Source organism: Rhodopseudomonas sp. BAL398 (assembly GCF_033001325.1).
Taxonomy (GTDB): domain Bacteria; phylum Pseudomonadota; class Alphaproteobacteria; order Rhizobiales; family Xanthobacteraceae; genus JARJEH01.
In genome coordinates this window covers 5,287,290-5,300,545 of the sequence record NZ_CP133111.1, presented here as the reverse complement: position 1 = coordinate 5,300,545, position 13,256 = coordinate 5,287,290, and the positions used below count along the sequence as shown (strand labels likewise).

Here is a 13,256-nt window from a genome sequence, read left to right as displayed (position 1 = left end):
GTCCGATGCGCATCCTGAGCCTTGCGGGGCGGCGGCTCGCCGCTTCGATCCCGACGCTGTTGCTGATCCTGATCGGCGTGTTTCTGCTGTTGCAGTTCGCGCCCGGCGACACCGTCGACGCGATGATGGCGCAGATGGGCGGCGGCGACGCCGCCACCGCCAAATCGCTGCGGCAATTCTACGGCCTCGACCTGTCGGTGCCGGCGCAGCTCGGCCAATATCTGTGGCGGCTGGTCCGGCTCGATCTCGGCTATTCGGCGATCTACGGCAAGCCGGTGACCACCGTAATCCTGGAGCGGCTGCCGCCGACCATCCTGCTGATGACCGCCTCGCTGTCGTTCGCGTTCTTCGCTGGCCTCGTGCTCGGCGTGATCGCCGCGCGCGGCGTCAACAAATGGCCCGACACGGTGATCTCCACCGTCGGGCTGATTTTTTACGCCACCCCGTCGTTCTGGTTCGGCCTGATGGCCATCATGGTGTTTTCGATCTATCTGCAATGGCTGCCGGCCGGCGGCTTCGAAGATATCGGCGCGGTGCAGACCGGATTGTGGCGCACGCTCGACATCGCCCAGCACCTGGTGCTGCCGACCCTGACGCTGGGGCTGATCTTTCTGGCGATCTATCTGCGGATCATGCGCGCCTCGATGCTCGAGGTGCTGAATCTGGATTTCGTCCGCACCGCGCGCGCCAAGGGTCTCGACGAGACCCGCGTGGTGGTGCGCCACGTGCTGCGCAACGCGCTGCTGCCGATGGTGACGCTGATCGGGCTGCAGGCCGGCACCATGCTGGGCGGCTCGGTGGTGGTGGAAAGCGTGTTCTCGCTGCCGGGGCTGGGACGGCTGGCCTATGAATCGGTGGTGCAGCGCGACCTCAACACATTGCTGGGCATCGTGTTCGTCTCGGCGCTTTTGGTGATCGCGGTGAATTTCTTCGTCGACATGCTCTATGCCCGGCTCGATCCGCGCATCAGCGCGGAAGGCTGAGCCGATGAGCGCCATTCGCCGTTATTTCCGCAGCCCCGCCGCCGTGATCGGCCTGTTGCTGCTGCTCGTCGTGATCGGCATGGCGATCAGCGCCGGCTATTTCTATCCGCGCGATCCGCTGGCGCTGGCCGGCCGGCCGCTGATCTGGCCGTTCTCCAATCCGCGCTTTCTGCTCGGCACCGACAATTCCGGCCGCGACATCGCCGCGCAAATCTTCCATGGCGCGCGGATCTCGCTGCTGATCGGCGGTGCCGCCACCGCGATCGCGATCGTGATCGGCATCATGATCGGCGCCTTCGCCGGCTATTATGGCGGCTGGATCGACAATGTGCTGATGCGCATCACCGAGGCGTTCCAGACCCTGCCGAACTTCGTGCTGCTGCTGGTGCTGGTCGCGGTGTTCGGCTCGACCCTGACCACCGTCACCGTCGCGGTCGGCGTAGTGTCGTGGCCGGCGCCGGCGCGGCTGACCCGCGCCGAATTCCTCACTTTGCGCAATCGTGAATTCGTCCAGGCCGGGCGCACGCTGGGCATGAAGGATCTGCAACTGATCCTCGGCGAGATCCTGCCCAACGCGCTGCCGCCGGTGATCGTCTATGCCAGCGTGGTGATGGCGGTGGCGATCCTGCTGGAAAGCGCGCTGGCGTTCTTGCATCTGTCCGATCCCAACGTCGCCTCCTGGGGCAATCTGATCGGGCTCGGCCGCGACGTGCTGCGGGTGGAGTGGTACGTCTCGGCGATTCCGGGGCTGGCGATCCTGTTCACCGTGCTGGCGGTGTCGCTGGTCGGACAGGGCCTCAACGACGCGCTGAACCCAAGATTGAAAGCGCGATGACAAACGCCACGCCCACCGACGCCCCGATCCTCACCATCGATCAGCTCAGCGTGCGGCTGCCCGCCGGCGCCGACCGCAGCCATGCGGTGTCGGGCGCCTCGCTGAGCGTCGCCGCCAATGAAATCCTCTGCGTGGTCGGCGAATCCGGCTCCGGCAAGTCGATCATGGCCAATGCGGTAATGCGGCTGTTGCCCGGCGGCGTCACCATCGACGGCGGACGGGTGATGTTCGAGGGCCGCGATCTGGCATCGGCCAGCACCGCGCAGATGCGCAAGGTGCGCGGCGCCGGCATCGCCATGGTGTTCCAGGAGCCGATGACCGCGCTCAATCCGCTGCGCAGCATCGGCGACCAGATCGGCGAGATGTTCTCGATCCACACCGATCTGTCGAAGAAGGAGATCCGCGCCCGCGTGCTGGCGCTGCTCGAGGATGTCCGGATTCCCGATCCGAAGGCGGCGGCGCAAGCCTATCCGCACGAATTGTCCGGCGGTCAGCGCCAGCGCGCGATGATCGCGATGGCGCTGGCGCTCGATCCGCGATTGCTGATCGCCGACGAGCCGACCACCGCGCTCGACGTCACCACCCAGGCGCAGATCCTGACCCTGATCCGCGAATTGCAGACCCGCAAGAAGACCGCGGTGCTGTTCATCACCCATGATTTCGGCGTGGTCGCGGAAATCGCCGACCGCGTCGCGGTGATGCAGCACGGCGTCATCGTCGAGCTCGGCACCACCCAGGAGGTGCTGCACAATCCGCAGCATCCCTATACGCGCGAGCTGATCGCCGCGGTGCCGCCGCTGACCGCGCCGCCGCCGCGCGCGCTCTCCGGCGAGATGATCCTGACCATCGACAATGTGTCGAAGACCTACCGCACCGGCGGCTTTCTCGGCCGCGGCGCCCGGATCACCGAGGCGGTCAAGTCGGTGTCGCTGAATCTGCCGAGGGGCGCCACGCTGGGCATTGTCGGCGAATCCGGCTCCGGCAAATCGACGCTGGCGCGCTGCATCATCCGGCTGATAGATCCCGACTGCGGATCGATCCTGCTCGACGGCGACGACTGGGCCAAAATGCCGAAGGAAGCCGTGCGCCGCCAGACCCGGCACATGCAGATGGTGTTTCAGGACCCGTTCGGCTCGCTCAATCCGCGCCGCAAGGCCGAGGAGCTGGTGGCGCAGGGCCCGATCATCCACGGCACGCCGCGCGAGCAGGCGCTGGCCGAGGCCCGCGAATTATTCGCGCTGGTCGGGCTCGACCCGGCGGCCGGCGACCGCTTTCCGCATGAATTCTCCGGCGGCCAACGCCAGCGTATCGGCCTGGCGCGGGCGCTGGCGCTGCATCCCGACGTGCTGGTCGCCGACGAGGCGGTCTCGGCGCTCGACGTCTCGGTGCAGGCGCAGGTGTTGCGGCTGCTCGCCGATTTGCGCGAGCGGCTCGGCCTGTCGATCATCTTCATCACCCACGATTTGCGCGTCGCGGCGCAGATCTGCGACCTGGTCGCGGTGATGCGCAATGGCGAGGTGGTCGAGCATGGCCTCGCTGGCGAAGTGTTCGGCAATCCGCAGCATGATTACACCAAGGCGCTATTGGCCTCGATCCCCGGCGGCGATTTCGCCCGCGAGCACAACGTGCCGCAGCCGGTGGCGTGACCCGCCGCGTCGGCGCTCAGCCGATCTCGCGGGAATCGCGCCAGCGATACAGCGTCAGCATCAGGGGCGTGAACGGGCGCAGCCAGTCATGGCCGGGAATCGGCGTCGGCTCGCTGAACGGCAATGCCAGCTCGCTGGCCGGCTGACCGCGCACCGCCTTGGACAATTCGTCGCCGATCGCAACCGACAGCGCCACCGCGCGGCCGTTGCAGCCGGTCCAGCCGAAGGCATCGGGGCCAAGCTTGTGGATCCGCGGCATGAAATCGGTGGTCATGCCGACATAGCCGTTCCAGACATAATCGAACCGGACCTCGCCGATCTGCGGCCACAGCCGCTGCAGCCGGGCCGACACCCGGCTTTTCAGCGCTGCCACCTGCCCGACCGGACGGATGATGGCGCCGCCGGTGACGAAGCGGTTGCGGGCGTCGAAGCGGCCGAAATACAATTCGCCATGGGTGTCGGACATCGCCTGCCGACCCGGAATGATGCTGCGCCGGACATTGTCGGACAAAGGCTGCGTCGCCATCTGCCACGACCGCACCGGCATCATCTCGGCCGCCATGTCGGGCGCCAGCGTCTTGGAAAACTCCCCCGTATAGGCATTGGTGGCCAGGATCAGCGACCGCGCGCTGATCTCGCCGTCGGGGGTCTTGACGATCCAGCGGCCGTCGGCGCGGGTAAAGCCGGTCACCGGCGAATGCGCGTAGATCCGGCCGCCGCGCTCCAGCACCACGCGCGCCAATCCGCGCGCCAGCGCCAGCGGGTTGATGTGGCCGCCGGTCCGGTTCCAGAAGCCGCCATACCAGGCGTCCGACCCCATCATGGCGCTGGTTTCGTCGCGCGACAGCAGCTCGACCGGCGCGCCGAATTTCGACCATTGCCGGACCCGGCGTTCGGCAATCTTGATTCGTCCGGGCGAATGCACCGGCTGCACCCAGCCGGTCTGCTCGGCCTCGGCCTCGATATTGTGGCGGCGCGCCAGATCGAACAGGATCGAGGCGCTGTCGCGCAGCAGCGCGACGAAGCGCTCGCCCGCCTCGCCATATCTGGCGACGATGTCTTCCGGATCGGGCCGCGACAGCGTCGGTATCACCTGACCGTTGTTGCGCCCCGATGCGCCCCAGCCCGGCTCGGCGGCTTCCACAATGGCGACGTCGACACCGGCCTCGCGCAAATGCAGCGCCGTGGACAGGCCGGTGAAACCCGCGCCGATCACCACCACATCGGCCTCCGCGGCGCCCCGCAGCGGCGCCAGTTCCGGCCCGGGCGGCGTCACCGCTGCCCACAGCGAATCCGGCCAGCCAATGTTTGCGATGCTCATGCCGGAAATCCCCGTCCGTGAAAAACTGTAGCCTCGCAGCCGACTTGCGAGCACAAGGTCGTTCTGCTTAGGTCACTATGTCGAAACTTGAAGGATCGTGGAAGCGTGGCGCTGGAAAACATCATCGGTATCGATCACGCCGTCATCGTGGTCAAGGATCTGGACCAGGCTGCGGCGAACTGGAAACAGCTTGGCTTCACAGTGTCGCCGCGCGGAACCCACAGCGAAAAGCTGGGATCCGGCAACTACACCATCATGTTCGGTGACGACTACATCGAACTGCTCGGCATCCTCACGGAGACCGAGCACAATGCGCCGACGCGCGCCTTTCTCGCCGACCGTGGCGAAGGCATCGAACGGGTCGCCTTCACCACCAAGGACGCCGCATTGGGCGCCGCGGAGATCCGCGAACTCGGCTTCGACGCGATCGGACCAATCGATTTCGGGCGTCCGGTGGACTTGCCCGGCGGCGGCAAGAGCGAGGCGAAATTCAGCATCTTCCAATGGCCGATCAAGGAAGCGCCGGCGGGATTGCGGATCTTCGCCTGCCAGCATCGCACCCGTGACGCGGTCTGGATTCCCGAATTGAAGCAGCACGCCAACAGTGTGACCGGATTGAAGCGCGTCATCGTGCTGTCGCCGAAGCCGGAAAGCGATGCCCGCCATCTGGTGCGGCTGATGGACGGCGAGCTTCACACCGATCCCGATGGCACCGTCGTCGTTCCGTCGGGATCGGATCGCGCCGAATTCGCCTTCGTCACCCGCGAGCTGCTTGGCAAGCAATATCCCGGCGTGCCGCTCGAGGGATTGCCGGAGCGCGGCGGCGTCGGACTGGTGCTCACGGTGGCCGATCCGGCCGCGGCCGCGCAGGCGGTCGGCGCTGCCGGCGTCAAGATCGAGGGCGGCATCGCGGTGCCACCGGCCGCAGGCAACGGCGCGCTGCTGGCTTTCGTGGCGGACTGAGTCGGGCGGGCTTGGCATTGCGAGCCGAGGCCGGCACGCCGGCCTGTTTCAGGCGCGATGATCCGCCCGAAACCAAGAAGGCGGTCATTCCGGGGCGCGAGCAGCTTGCTGCGAGCGAACCCGGAATCTCGCTGACGCGCACTGCCTTGCCGCGAGATTCCGGGTTCGCTCGGCCTGCGGCCTCGCGCCCCGGAATGACGAGGCTATGCACCGGCTCGAGCGCCGCTATCAAGCGCGGCTCTACCGCACCGCTCTCATGCGCCGCTCTTACGCACCGCGGATCACGCGCAGCAACGTCTCCGCGTTGGCTTCGGCCGGGCCGACATTGACAATGGTGACATCGGGCGCGGCGCCGTTGACGTCGCGGTTGAGCCGCGCGTCGAGGCGGCCGTCGCTGGCGCGGGCCCGCGCGGCCAGCCGCTGCGCCAGAATCTCCGGCGGCGCGGTCACCGACACCACCACCACATCCGCATAGGCTGCGCGCGCCGCGGCGATCACCATGCGCGACACATTGGCGACCACCACCTGGCCGGCCCGGATCGCGCCGTCGATGGCTTTCGACAGGCCATAACAATGGCCATGGGCTTCCCAATGCAGAGCGAAGGCGCCCTGCGCCACCGCCTGGCGGAATGCCTGCGGCGTCACCGTCTCGTTGTTCTCGAAGGCGGAGGCCTCGCGCGTCACCACCCGGCGGACGAATTGTATGCGCGGATCGCCGGCGCATGCCTGTTGCGCCAGCGCGATCAGGGTGTCCTTGCCGGCGCCGGAGGGACCGACGATCAGGATCAGCCGTCCCGGCCCTAACCCGCCGACCGCGCCCGGACTTCGCCGTGATATGGCGCCGTTGCCGGTCACGCGACCCGATGCCCCTGGCGCCAGACGCTGCGCACCGCCGGCACGTCATGGGCGACATGGACGCGGATCAGATCGGCGCGCTTGCCGAGCGCGATCTCGCCGCGATCATGCAGGCCGACGGCTTCGGCCGGCGCCTTGGTCACCGTGCGCACCGCCGCGGCGAGATCGATCGCGGCGACCCGGCCGGGCAATTGCAGCGCGCCCATCAACAGACTCGAGGGAATGTAGTCGGACGACAGGATATCCAGCAGGCCCTCGCGGGCGAGATCGATCGCGGCGATGTTGCCGGAATGCGAGCCGCCGCGCACCACATTCGGCGCGCCCATCAGAATGCCGATGCCGGCCTCGTGCAGGGCACGCGCCGCCTCGATCGTGGTGGGGAATTCGGCCACCGCGACCCGGTCGCGGATCGCGTCGCTGACATTCTCATCGGTGGTGTCGTCATGGCTCGCCAGCGGGATCGCATGGCTCTGCGCCAACGCCACGATCGCCCGCAGATTGGCGTCCGCATAGGTCTGTTTGCAGAACAGCCGCCGGGCGAACATCACGTCGAGCTCGGCGTCGGTCTTGCCGCCGCCCTTGCCGCGATAATAATCGCGCAGCTTGCCTTCGTCGCGGAACTGGCGCTGGCCGGGCGCGTGATCCATCAGCGACATCAGCCGCACCTCGGGCCGGTCGACCAGCTCCATCGCCTCGTCGACCACATTGGGCATCGGGATTTCGCAGCGCAGATGCAGGAAATGATCGGCGCGCAGCAGATTGGCGTCGCGCGCCGCCGCGATGGCGTCGGCGAGGATTCCGGCCTGGCCGTCGACGTCGTCGGAGCCCTCCTCGCGCCAGACCCGCAGCGAATCCAGAACCGTGGTGATGCCGCTGACCGCCAATTGCCCGTCATAGGACACCACCGCCGCCACCGCGTCCCATTGCACTTTCGGCCGCGGCACGTAATGCGCCTCGAGATGATCGGTGTGCAATTCGATCAGCCCCGGCATCAACAGGTCGCCGCCGAGATTTTCACTGGCTCCGGGCGCGTCGCCCTCGCCGAATTCGGCGATCTCGCCGTCGGCCATGCCGACCCAGCCACGGTCGATGACGCGGTCGGCCAGCACGATGCGGGCATTGCCGAGCAGGATGTCAGATGGCGTCGCGGTCATGGCACTGTCTTTCTTCATGCCGCGGCGGCGAAGGCCGCGACGTCAACCAGGCGATCGGCGATCCGGGCGCGAATCTCGTCGTCATGGACGATGGCCACCATCGCCACGCCGGCGCGCTTCTTGTCGGCCACCAGACCGACCACCACCTCGCGATTGGCGGCGTCGAGCGACGCCGTCGGCTCGTCGAGCAGCAGGATCGGCAGGTCCGAGATGAAGCCGCGCGCGATATTGACGCGCTGCTGCTCGCCGCCGGAAAACGTCGCCGGCGGCAGCGTCCATAGCCGTTCGGCGATATTGAGCCGGCCAAGCAGCGCGCCGGCGCGGGCGCGGGCCTCGGCGCGGGGCACGCCGGTCACCAATAACGGCTCCGCCACCACGTCGAGCGTCGACACCCGAGGCACCGCGCGCAAAAACTGGCTGACATAGCCGATGGTGGCGCGGCGCACCTCGAGAATTTGGCGCGGCTCGGCAATGGCGAGATCAATCCGCGCGCCGCGATGCCGGATATCGATGCGGCCGCTATCGCAGCGATAATTGCCGAAGATCATCTTCAGGATCGAGGATTTGCCGGCGCCCGACGGCCCCGCCAGCACCACGCATTCGCCGGGCTCGACCGCGAATGACACGCCGCGCACCACCGGCAGGCGGATGCCGCCCTGCAGGTGCATGGTGAAAGTTTTCTCGGCATTGGCGATTTCGATCATGGCGGACATCGGCTTGCTCATGCTGGCAGGATCGAGGAGACGAGAAGTTGCGTATAGGGCTCGCGCGGATCGTCGAGCACCTGATCGGTCAGCCCGGTCTCAATCACCTGACCGCCCTTCATCACCATCACGCGATGCGACAGCAGCCGCGCCACCGCCAGATCATGGGTGACGACCACGGCGGCGAGGCCCAATTCACCGACCAGCCCGCGCATCAGATCGAGCAGCCGCGCCTGCACCGAGACGTCGAGCCCGCCGGTCGGCTCATCCATGAAGACCAGGCGCGGTTCGGTGACCAGATTGCGCGCGATCTGCAGCCGCTGCCGCATCCCGCCCGAATAGGTCGTCGGCGCGTCGTCGATGCGGTCGAGGCCGATCTCGACCCGCTCCAGCCATGACGACGCCGTCTGGCGAATCCTGCCATAGTGATTCCAGCCGACCGCCATCAGCCGCTCGCCGACATTGGCGCCGGCCGACACCGCCATCCGCAGCCCCATCGCCGGGTCCTGATGCACGAAGCCCCAATCGGTGCGAAACAGAAACCGCCGCTCGGCCTCGCCCAGCGCAGCGAGATCGCGCAACACGCCGTCGCGCATCCGGTACGAGACGTTGCCGGCGCTGGGCGACAGCTGCGCCGACAGCAATTGCAGCAGCGTCGATTTGCCGGAGCCGGATTCGCCGACGATCGCCAGCACTTCGCCGGGATACAGCACGAAGGACACGTCGCGGCAGGCGACGACCCGGCCGTAGGATTTGCTCAGGCCCTCGGCCACCAGCAGCGCCCGGTCGTTGTCCTGCGCGGCCTTAGTATCGACCATCTTCGACTCAGCCATGGAGATGCTCCGCATGCGGCGGCGCGCTCTCGCTGCCGGTGTGACCCTCCGCGCGGCGGGTCTCGCAATAATCGGTGTCGGAGCAGACATACATCCGGCCGCCCTGATCGTCGGTGACGATTTCATCGAGGTAGGAATCCTCGGCGCCGCACAGCGCGCAGGGCGCGTCCTGACGATAGCGCGTGAACGGATGGTCCTCGAAATCCAGCGACACCACCGAGGTATAGGGCGGGATCGCGTAGATCCGCTTCTCGCGGCCGGCGCCGAACAATTGCAGCGCCTCGCAATCATCCATCTTCGGATTGTCGAATTTCGGCGTCGGCGACGGGTCCATCACATAGCGGTCATTGACCTTGACCGGATAGGCATAGGCGGTGGCGATGGTGCCGAAGCGGGCGATGTCCTCATAGAGCTTCACATGCATCAGGCCGTATTCGCCGAGCGCATGCATGCGGCGGGTTTCGGTCTCGCGTGGCTCGAGAAAGCGCAGCGGCTCCGGGATCGGCACCTGATAGACCAGCACCTGGCCGGCATGCAGCCTGGTTTCCGGCACGCGGTGCCGGGTCTGGATCACACTGGCGTCCTGCGTCACCGTGGTGGTGGTGACGCCCGCGGTCTTGGCGAAGAATTTGCGGATCGAGATTGCGTTGGTGGTGTCGTCGGAGCCCTGATCGATCACCTTGAGCACGTCGTCGCGGCCGAGGATCGCGGCGGTGACTTGCACGCCGCCGGTGCCCCAGCCATAGGGCATCGGCATTTCGCGGCTGGCGAACGGCACCTGATAGCCCGGGATCGCGATCGCCTTGAGGATCGCGCGGCGGATCATCCGCTTGGTCTGCTCGTCCAGATAGGCGAAATTATAGCTGGGCTTGGTCATTCGGCGGCCTCTTGCAACCCGGGCTTATCCGTAGCGCCAAACTCCCGGCGCAGCTTGCGCAGCAGCCCGAGTTCGGACTGGAAATCGACGTAGTGCGGCAGCTTGAGATGTTCGACAAAGCCGGTGGCCTGCACATTGTCGGAATGCGACATCACGAATTCCTCGTCCTGCGCCGGCGCCGCCACCTCCTCGCCGAGTTCGCGGGCGCGCAGCGCGCGGTCGACCATCGCCATCGCCATCGCCTTGCGCTCGCTATGGCCGAAAGCCAGCCCATAGCCGCGGGTGAAGCACGGCGCCTCGGTGGCGGAGCCCTTGAACTGATTGACCATCTGGCATTCGGTCAGCGTCACGATGCCGAGCGGCACCACGAAGCCAGCATCCTCGGCAAAGAACTCGACCTCGACCTCGCCCAGCCTGATCTCGCCGGCGAAGGGATGGTTGCGGCCATAGCCGCGCTGCGACGAATAGGCCAGCGACAGCAGAAAGCCTTCATCGCCGCGCGCCAGATTCTGCAGCCGCAGATCGCGATCGGCCGGAAAGCTCAGCGGCTCGCGGGTGAGATCGCCGACCGGCGCCTCGGCATCGGCCGATGGCGAGGCCTCGATCAGCCCGTCGCGGCCGAGAATGTCGGTGACGCGCGGCATCGGCCCTGACGGCGCGTCCGCAGCGGCCGGGGCTTCGGGATTCGACGTGCCCGCCAGCTCTGGATCGAGCAGGCGATGGGTGTAGTCGAAGGTCGGGCCCAGAATCTGACCGCCCGGAATATCCTTGAAGGTCGCCGAGATGCGGCGCCGGATCTGCATCGTGCGGGTGTCCATCGGCTCGCTATTGCCGAACCGCGGCAGCGTGGCGCGGAAGGCGCGCAGCAGAAAGATCGCCTCGATCAGATCGCCGCGCGCCTGCTTGATCGCCAGCGCCGCCAATTCGCGATCGTAGAGCGAGCCTTCGACCATCACCCGGTCGACGCCGAGGCTGAGCTGCTCGGAAATCTGCGCCAGCGAAATCTCCGGCACATCGCGATCGCCGCGGCGTTCATGCGCCAGCAGGCGGTGGGCATTATCGATGGCGCGCTCGCCACCCTTGACCGCGACATACATGCGCTAACCTCCCGTTGCGGCAAGCCGCGTGGTGCGCGGCAGCGCCAAGACGCAATCGCCGGCAACCAGCACCAGATCGACGCCGCGCGGAAACAGCGCGCGGTTGCCGGCCAGCTGCGCCAGCAATTCCGGCGCGATGGTGGCTTTCAGCGAGGTGCAGCCACGAATGCCGGGGCCGCTAAGTTCGATCGCCGGCCCGTCGCGCAGGCTATGGATCTGCACGATCAGCGTGGTCGAACGATCGGGATATTCGGCGGAGCCGAGCGCGAAGCCGTCGAGCGACGGCATCGCGGCCGGATCGGCGATCAGCGCGAAGCTGGCGATCGAGGGGTCCGCGACCACCGGGGCGCTGCAATGGAATTTCAGCCATTTGGCGAGGTCGCGACGATCGGCCATCGCGGCGTCGAGCCAGATCGGGGTGTCGTGGTCGAACAGCGTCAGCGCGATCGCCGCACTGGCCGGCATCAGCGGCGGCGGCGCGCCGTCCACCGCGGCCTTGATCTGGTGAATTTCGCCGGGCCGCGCCATCGCCTCCATCACCGCGCGGAAGGTCGATTGCGCCGACAGCACCTTGTCGGCGAATCCGACTGACAATTCGGCAAGTGTGGTCATCGTCAGCCCTCCCCGCGCAGCAGCGTATAGAAATCGACCCTGGTGGCCGCGGTCTGTTCGGCCACAACATTGTCTTGCGCCTCAAGGCGCTGACGCAGCGGCGCCAGCACTTCGGCCTCGACCAGATCGGCGTGGTCGGCGCTTTGCAGCATCGCGTCACACAGCGCGATCGCCCGCGCCTTGTCGCGGTCGCGGCCGAGCGCATAGCCGAAGCCGACCTCGCCGCTATCGAGCCGCACCGCGGCGCGCGACACCGTGGCCTCGCCGAGATTGAACGCGGCGCCGTCGCCGCCGATCCGGCCGCGCAGCATCACCAGGCCGTTTTCCGGCTGCCGCAGATCGGCGCAAGGCGGCGTCGCGAGCGGCGCCAGCCGCTCGGCGATTGCCGCGGCGTCGCAGCGCGCCAGCACCGCCATCGCGGCGCGTCGCCTGCGTTGCTGGATTTCGGTCGCGGTCATGATCGTCACTGCCCGGTTCAAGTTGTCTGTAACACTAGACAACTTGATACGCGCGCGCTATGACCTTTTCGTGACGACGCGACAAATTTTCTCCGCCCGCGCGATGGAGCCGATGACGACACCGAACCAGGATTCCGGGGTGGCGCTATGGCGCCGGGTCGCGGATTCGATCGAGCGCGGCATTTCCGACGGCTCTTATCCGGCCGGCGAGCGGCTGCCCGGCGAGAACGAGATCGCCGAAGCGCATCGGGTCAACCGCCACACCGTGCGCCGCGCGCTGGCGGCGCTGGCCGAACGCGGGCTGGTGCGCGCCGAGCGCGGCAGCGGCACTTATGTCGAGGCCTCGCGGCTGGCCTATCCGCTGCGCTCGCGCACGCGGTTTTCCGAAATCGTCGGCGCCGGCGGCCGCGAGCCGCGCGGGCAATTGCTCCAGGCCAGCGTCGAGCCGGCGACGCGCGAATTGGCGCGGCAGCTTGACTTGAAGCCCGGCGCGCCGCTGGCGCGGATCGACGGGCTGCGGCTCGCCGACCGGACGCCGATCTGCGTCGGCACCACCTGGCTGTCGGCGGAGCGCTTTCCCGACGCCGGCAAGATCTATCAACGCAGCGGCTCGATCACCAAGGTATTGGCGCATTACGGCATCCGCGACTATCGCCGCGCCGCGACGCGGATCACCGCGGCGATCGCCGACGCCGGCGACGCGGCAAGGCTCGATCTGGCATTGGGCCGGCCGGTGCTGATCGTCGACGCCACCGATGTCGACGCTGACGGCACGCCGCTATTGGCGATCCACGCCCGCTTCGCCGCCGAACGCGTCGCCTTCGATGTCGAGACGGATTAGAGCGCTTCATCGATTGATAGAAGCGGATTTGGTCGTTCCCAAGGGGACTGAGTCCTCATCCTGAGGAGCCCGGCAAA

Annotated in this window: 14 protein-coding genes; 5 read left to right on the top strand and 9 right to left on the bottom strand. The window is 67.3% G+C overall.

Annotated elements, in window-relative coordinates; all coding sequences use genetic code 11:
• The first annotated feature begins 5 nt into the window (after positions 1-5).
• Genes RBJ75_RS24915 through RBJ75_RS24905 form a run of 3 tightly spaced genes read left to right on the top strand, consistent with a single transcriptional unit; the run spans position 6 to position 3,464 of the window.
• Entirely contained in the window at positions 6-983 is a 978-nt protein-coding gene (locus RBJ75_RS24915; RefSeq protein WP_044417854.1) for an ABC transporter permease, read from the top strand.
• A gap of 4 nt (positions 984-987) precedes the next feature.
• The gene (locus RBJ75_RS24910; protein ID WP_044417860.1) at positions 988-1,818 is read left to right on the top strand and encodes an ABC transporter permease; all 831 of its coding nucleotides are present in this window, start codon (positions 988-990) and stop codon (positions 1,816-1,818) included.
• Complete coding sequence (locus RBJ75_RS24905) at positions 1,815-3,464, top strand: ABC transporter ATP-binding protein (protein WP_044417852.1); 1,650 nt, start codon at positions 1,815-1,817, stop codon at positions 3,462-3,464. The genes RBJ75_RS24910 and RBJ75_RS24905 overlap by 4 nt, the downstream gene beginning before the upstream one ends.
• Positions 3,465-3,480: 16 nt before the next feature.
• On the opposite strand, the gene RBJ75_RS24900 is transcribed toward RBJ75_RS24905, so the two are convergent.
• Positions 3,481-4,785: an NAD(P)/FAD-dependent oxidoreductase gene (locus RBJ75_RS24900; protein ID WP_044417851.1), complete on the bottom strand. Its 1,305-nt coding sequence runs from the start codon at positions 4,783-4,785 to the stop codon at positions 3,481-3,483.
• A 105-nt stretch (positions 4,786-4,890) separates the two neighbouring features.
• On the opposite strand from RBJ75_RS24900, the gene RBJ75_RS24895 reads away from it, so the two are divergent.
• Complete coding sequence (locus tag RBJ75_RS24895; protein ID WP_044417849.1) at positions 4,891-5,748, top strand: VOC family protein; 858 nt, start codon at positions 4,891-4,893, stop codon at positions 5,746-5,748.
• Between the two features lie 267 nt (positions 5,749-6,015).
• On the opposite strand, the gene phnN is transcribed toward RBJ75_RS24895, so the two are convergent.
• From phnN to phnG, 8 genes are read right to left on the bottom strand one after another with little or no spacing between them, the layout of a single operon-like run.
• Positions 6,016-6,585, bottom strand: a complete 570-nt coding sequence (gene phnN / locus RBJ75_RS24890; RefSeq protein ID WP_044409229.1) for a phosphonate metabolism protein/1,5-bisphosphokinase (PRPP-forming) PhnN — start codon at positions 6,583-6,585, stop codon at positions 6,016-6,018.
• 14 nt (positions 6,586-6,599) lie between these two features.
• Positions 6,600-7,757: an alpha-D-ribose 1-methylphosphonate 5-triphosphate diphosphatase gene (locus RBJ75_RS24885; protein WP_044409226.1), complete on the bottom strand. Its 1,158-nt coding sequence runs from the start codon at positions 7,755-7,757 to the stop codon at positions 6,600-6,602.
• Positions 7,758-7,771: 14 nt separating this feature from the next.
• Entirely contained in the window at positions 7,772-8,470 is a 699-nt protein-coding gene (phnL, locus tag RBJ75_RS24880; protein WP_044409223.1) for a phosphonate C-P lyase system protein PhnL, read from the bottom strand.
• A gap of 8 nt (positions 8,471-8,478) precedes the next feature.
• Entirely contained in the window at positions 8,479-9,294 is an 816-nt protein-coding gene (phnK, locus tag RBJ75_RS24875; protein WP_234707373.1) for a phosphonate C-P lyase system protein PhnK, read from the bottom strand.
• On the bottom strand, positions 9,287-10,171 hold the full coding sequence (locus RBJ75_RS24870) for an alpha-D-ribose 1-methylphosphonate 5-phosphate C-P-lyase PhnJ (protein ID WP_044409214.1): 885 nt from the start codon (positions 10,169-10,171) through the stop codon (positions 9,287-9,289). The genes phnK and RBJ75_RS24870 overlap by 8 nt, the downstream gene beginning before the upstream one ends.
• A complete protein-coding gene (locus RBJ75_RS24865; RefSeq protein WP_044409211.1) occupies positions 10,168-11,268 on the bottom strand; it encodes a carbon-phosphorus lyase complex subunit PhnI in 1,101 nt (366 codons plus the stop codon). The genes RBJ75_RS24870 and RBJ75_RS24865 overlap by 4 nt, the downstream gene beginning before the upstream one ends.
• A gap of 3 nt (positions 11,269-11,271) precedes the next feature.
• Positions 11,272-11,880, bottom strand: a complete 609-nt coding sequence (phnH, locus tag RBJ75_RS24860; RefSeq protein WP_044409208.1) for a phosphonate C-P lyase system protein PhnH — start codon at positions 11,878-11,880, stop codon at positions 11,272-11,274.
• A gap of 2 nt (positions 11,881-11,882) precedes the next feature.
• Positions 11,883-12,338, bottom strand: coding sequence for a phosphonate C-P lyase system protein PhnG (gene phnG / locus RBJ75_RS24855; RefSeq protein ID WP_080900973.1), 456 nt, complete (start codon positions 12,336-12,338; stop codon positions 11,883-11,885).
• Between the two features lie 112 nt (positions 12,339-12,450).
• On the opposite strand from phnG, the gene phnF reads away from it, so the two are divergent.
• A complete protein-coding gene (phnF, locus tag RBJ75_RS24850) occupies positions 12,451-13,179 on the top strand; it encodes a phosphonate metabolism transcriptional regulator PhnF (RefSeq protein ID WP_044409217.1) in 729 nt (242 codons plus the stop codon).
• Positions 13,180-13,256: the final 77 nt, after the last annotated feature.

Coding starts and splice junctions, on each gene's coding strand:
- RBJ75_RS24915 (WP_044417854.1), top strand. CDS start 6: ATGCGCATCCTGAGCCTTGCGGGGCGGCGGCTCGCCGCTTCGATCCCG.
- RBJ75_RS24910 (WP_044417860.1), top strand. CDS start 988: ATGAGCGCCATTCGCCGTTATTTCCGCAGCCCCGCCGCCGTGATCGGC.
- RBJ75_RS24905 (WP_044417852.1), top strand. CDS start 1,815: ATGACAAACGCCACGCCCACCGACGCCCCGATCCTCACCATCGATCAG.
- RBJ75_RS24900 (WP_044417851.1), bottom strand. CDS start 4,785: ATGAGCATCGCAAACATTGGCTGGCCGGATTCGCTGTGGGCAGCGGTG.
- RBJ75_RS24885 (WP_044409226.1), bottom strand. CDS start 7,757: ATGACCGCGACGCCATCTGACATCCTGCTCGGCAATGCCCGCATCGTG.
- phnL (WP_044409223.1), bottom strand. CDS start 8,470: ATGTCCGCCATGATCGAAATCGCCAATGCCGAGAAAACTTTCACCATG.
- phnK (WP_234707373.1), bottom strand. CDS start 9,294: ATGGCTGAGTCGAAGATGGTCGATACTAAGGCCGCGCAGGACAACGAC.
- RBJ75_RS24870 (WP_044409214.1), bottom strand. CDS start 10,171: ATGACCAAGCCCAGCTATAATTTCGCCTATCTGGACGAGCAGACCAAG.
- RBJ75_RS24865 (WP_044409211.1), bottom strand. CDS start 11,268: ATGTATGTCGCGGTCAAGGGTGGCGAGCGCGCCATCGATAATGCCCAC.
- phnH (WP_044409208.1), bottom strand. CDS start 11,880: ATGACCACACTTGCCGAATTGTCAGTCGGATTCGCCGACAAGGTGCTG.
- phnG (WP_080900973.1), bottom strand. CDS start 12,338: ATGACCGCGACCGAAATCCAGCAACGCAGGCGACGCGCCGCGATGGCG.
- phnF (WP_044409217.1), top strand. CDS start 12,451: ATGACGACACCGAACCAGGATTCCGGGGTGGCGCTATGGCGCCGGGTC.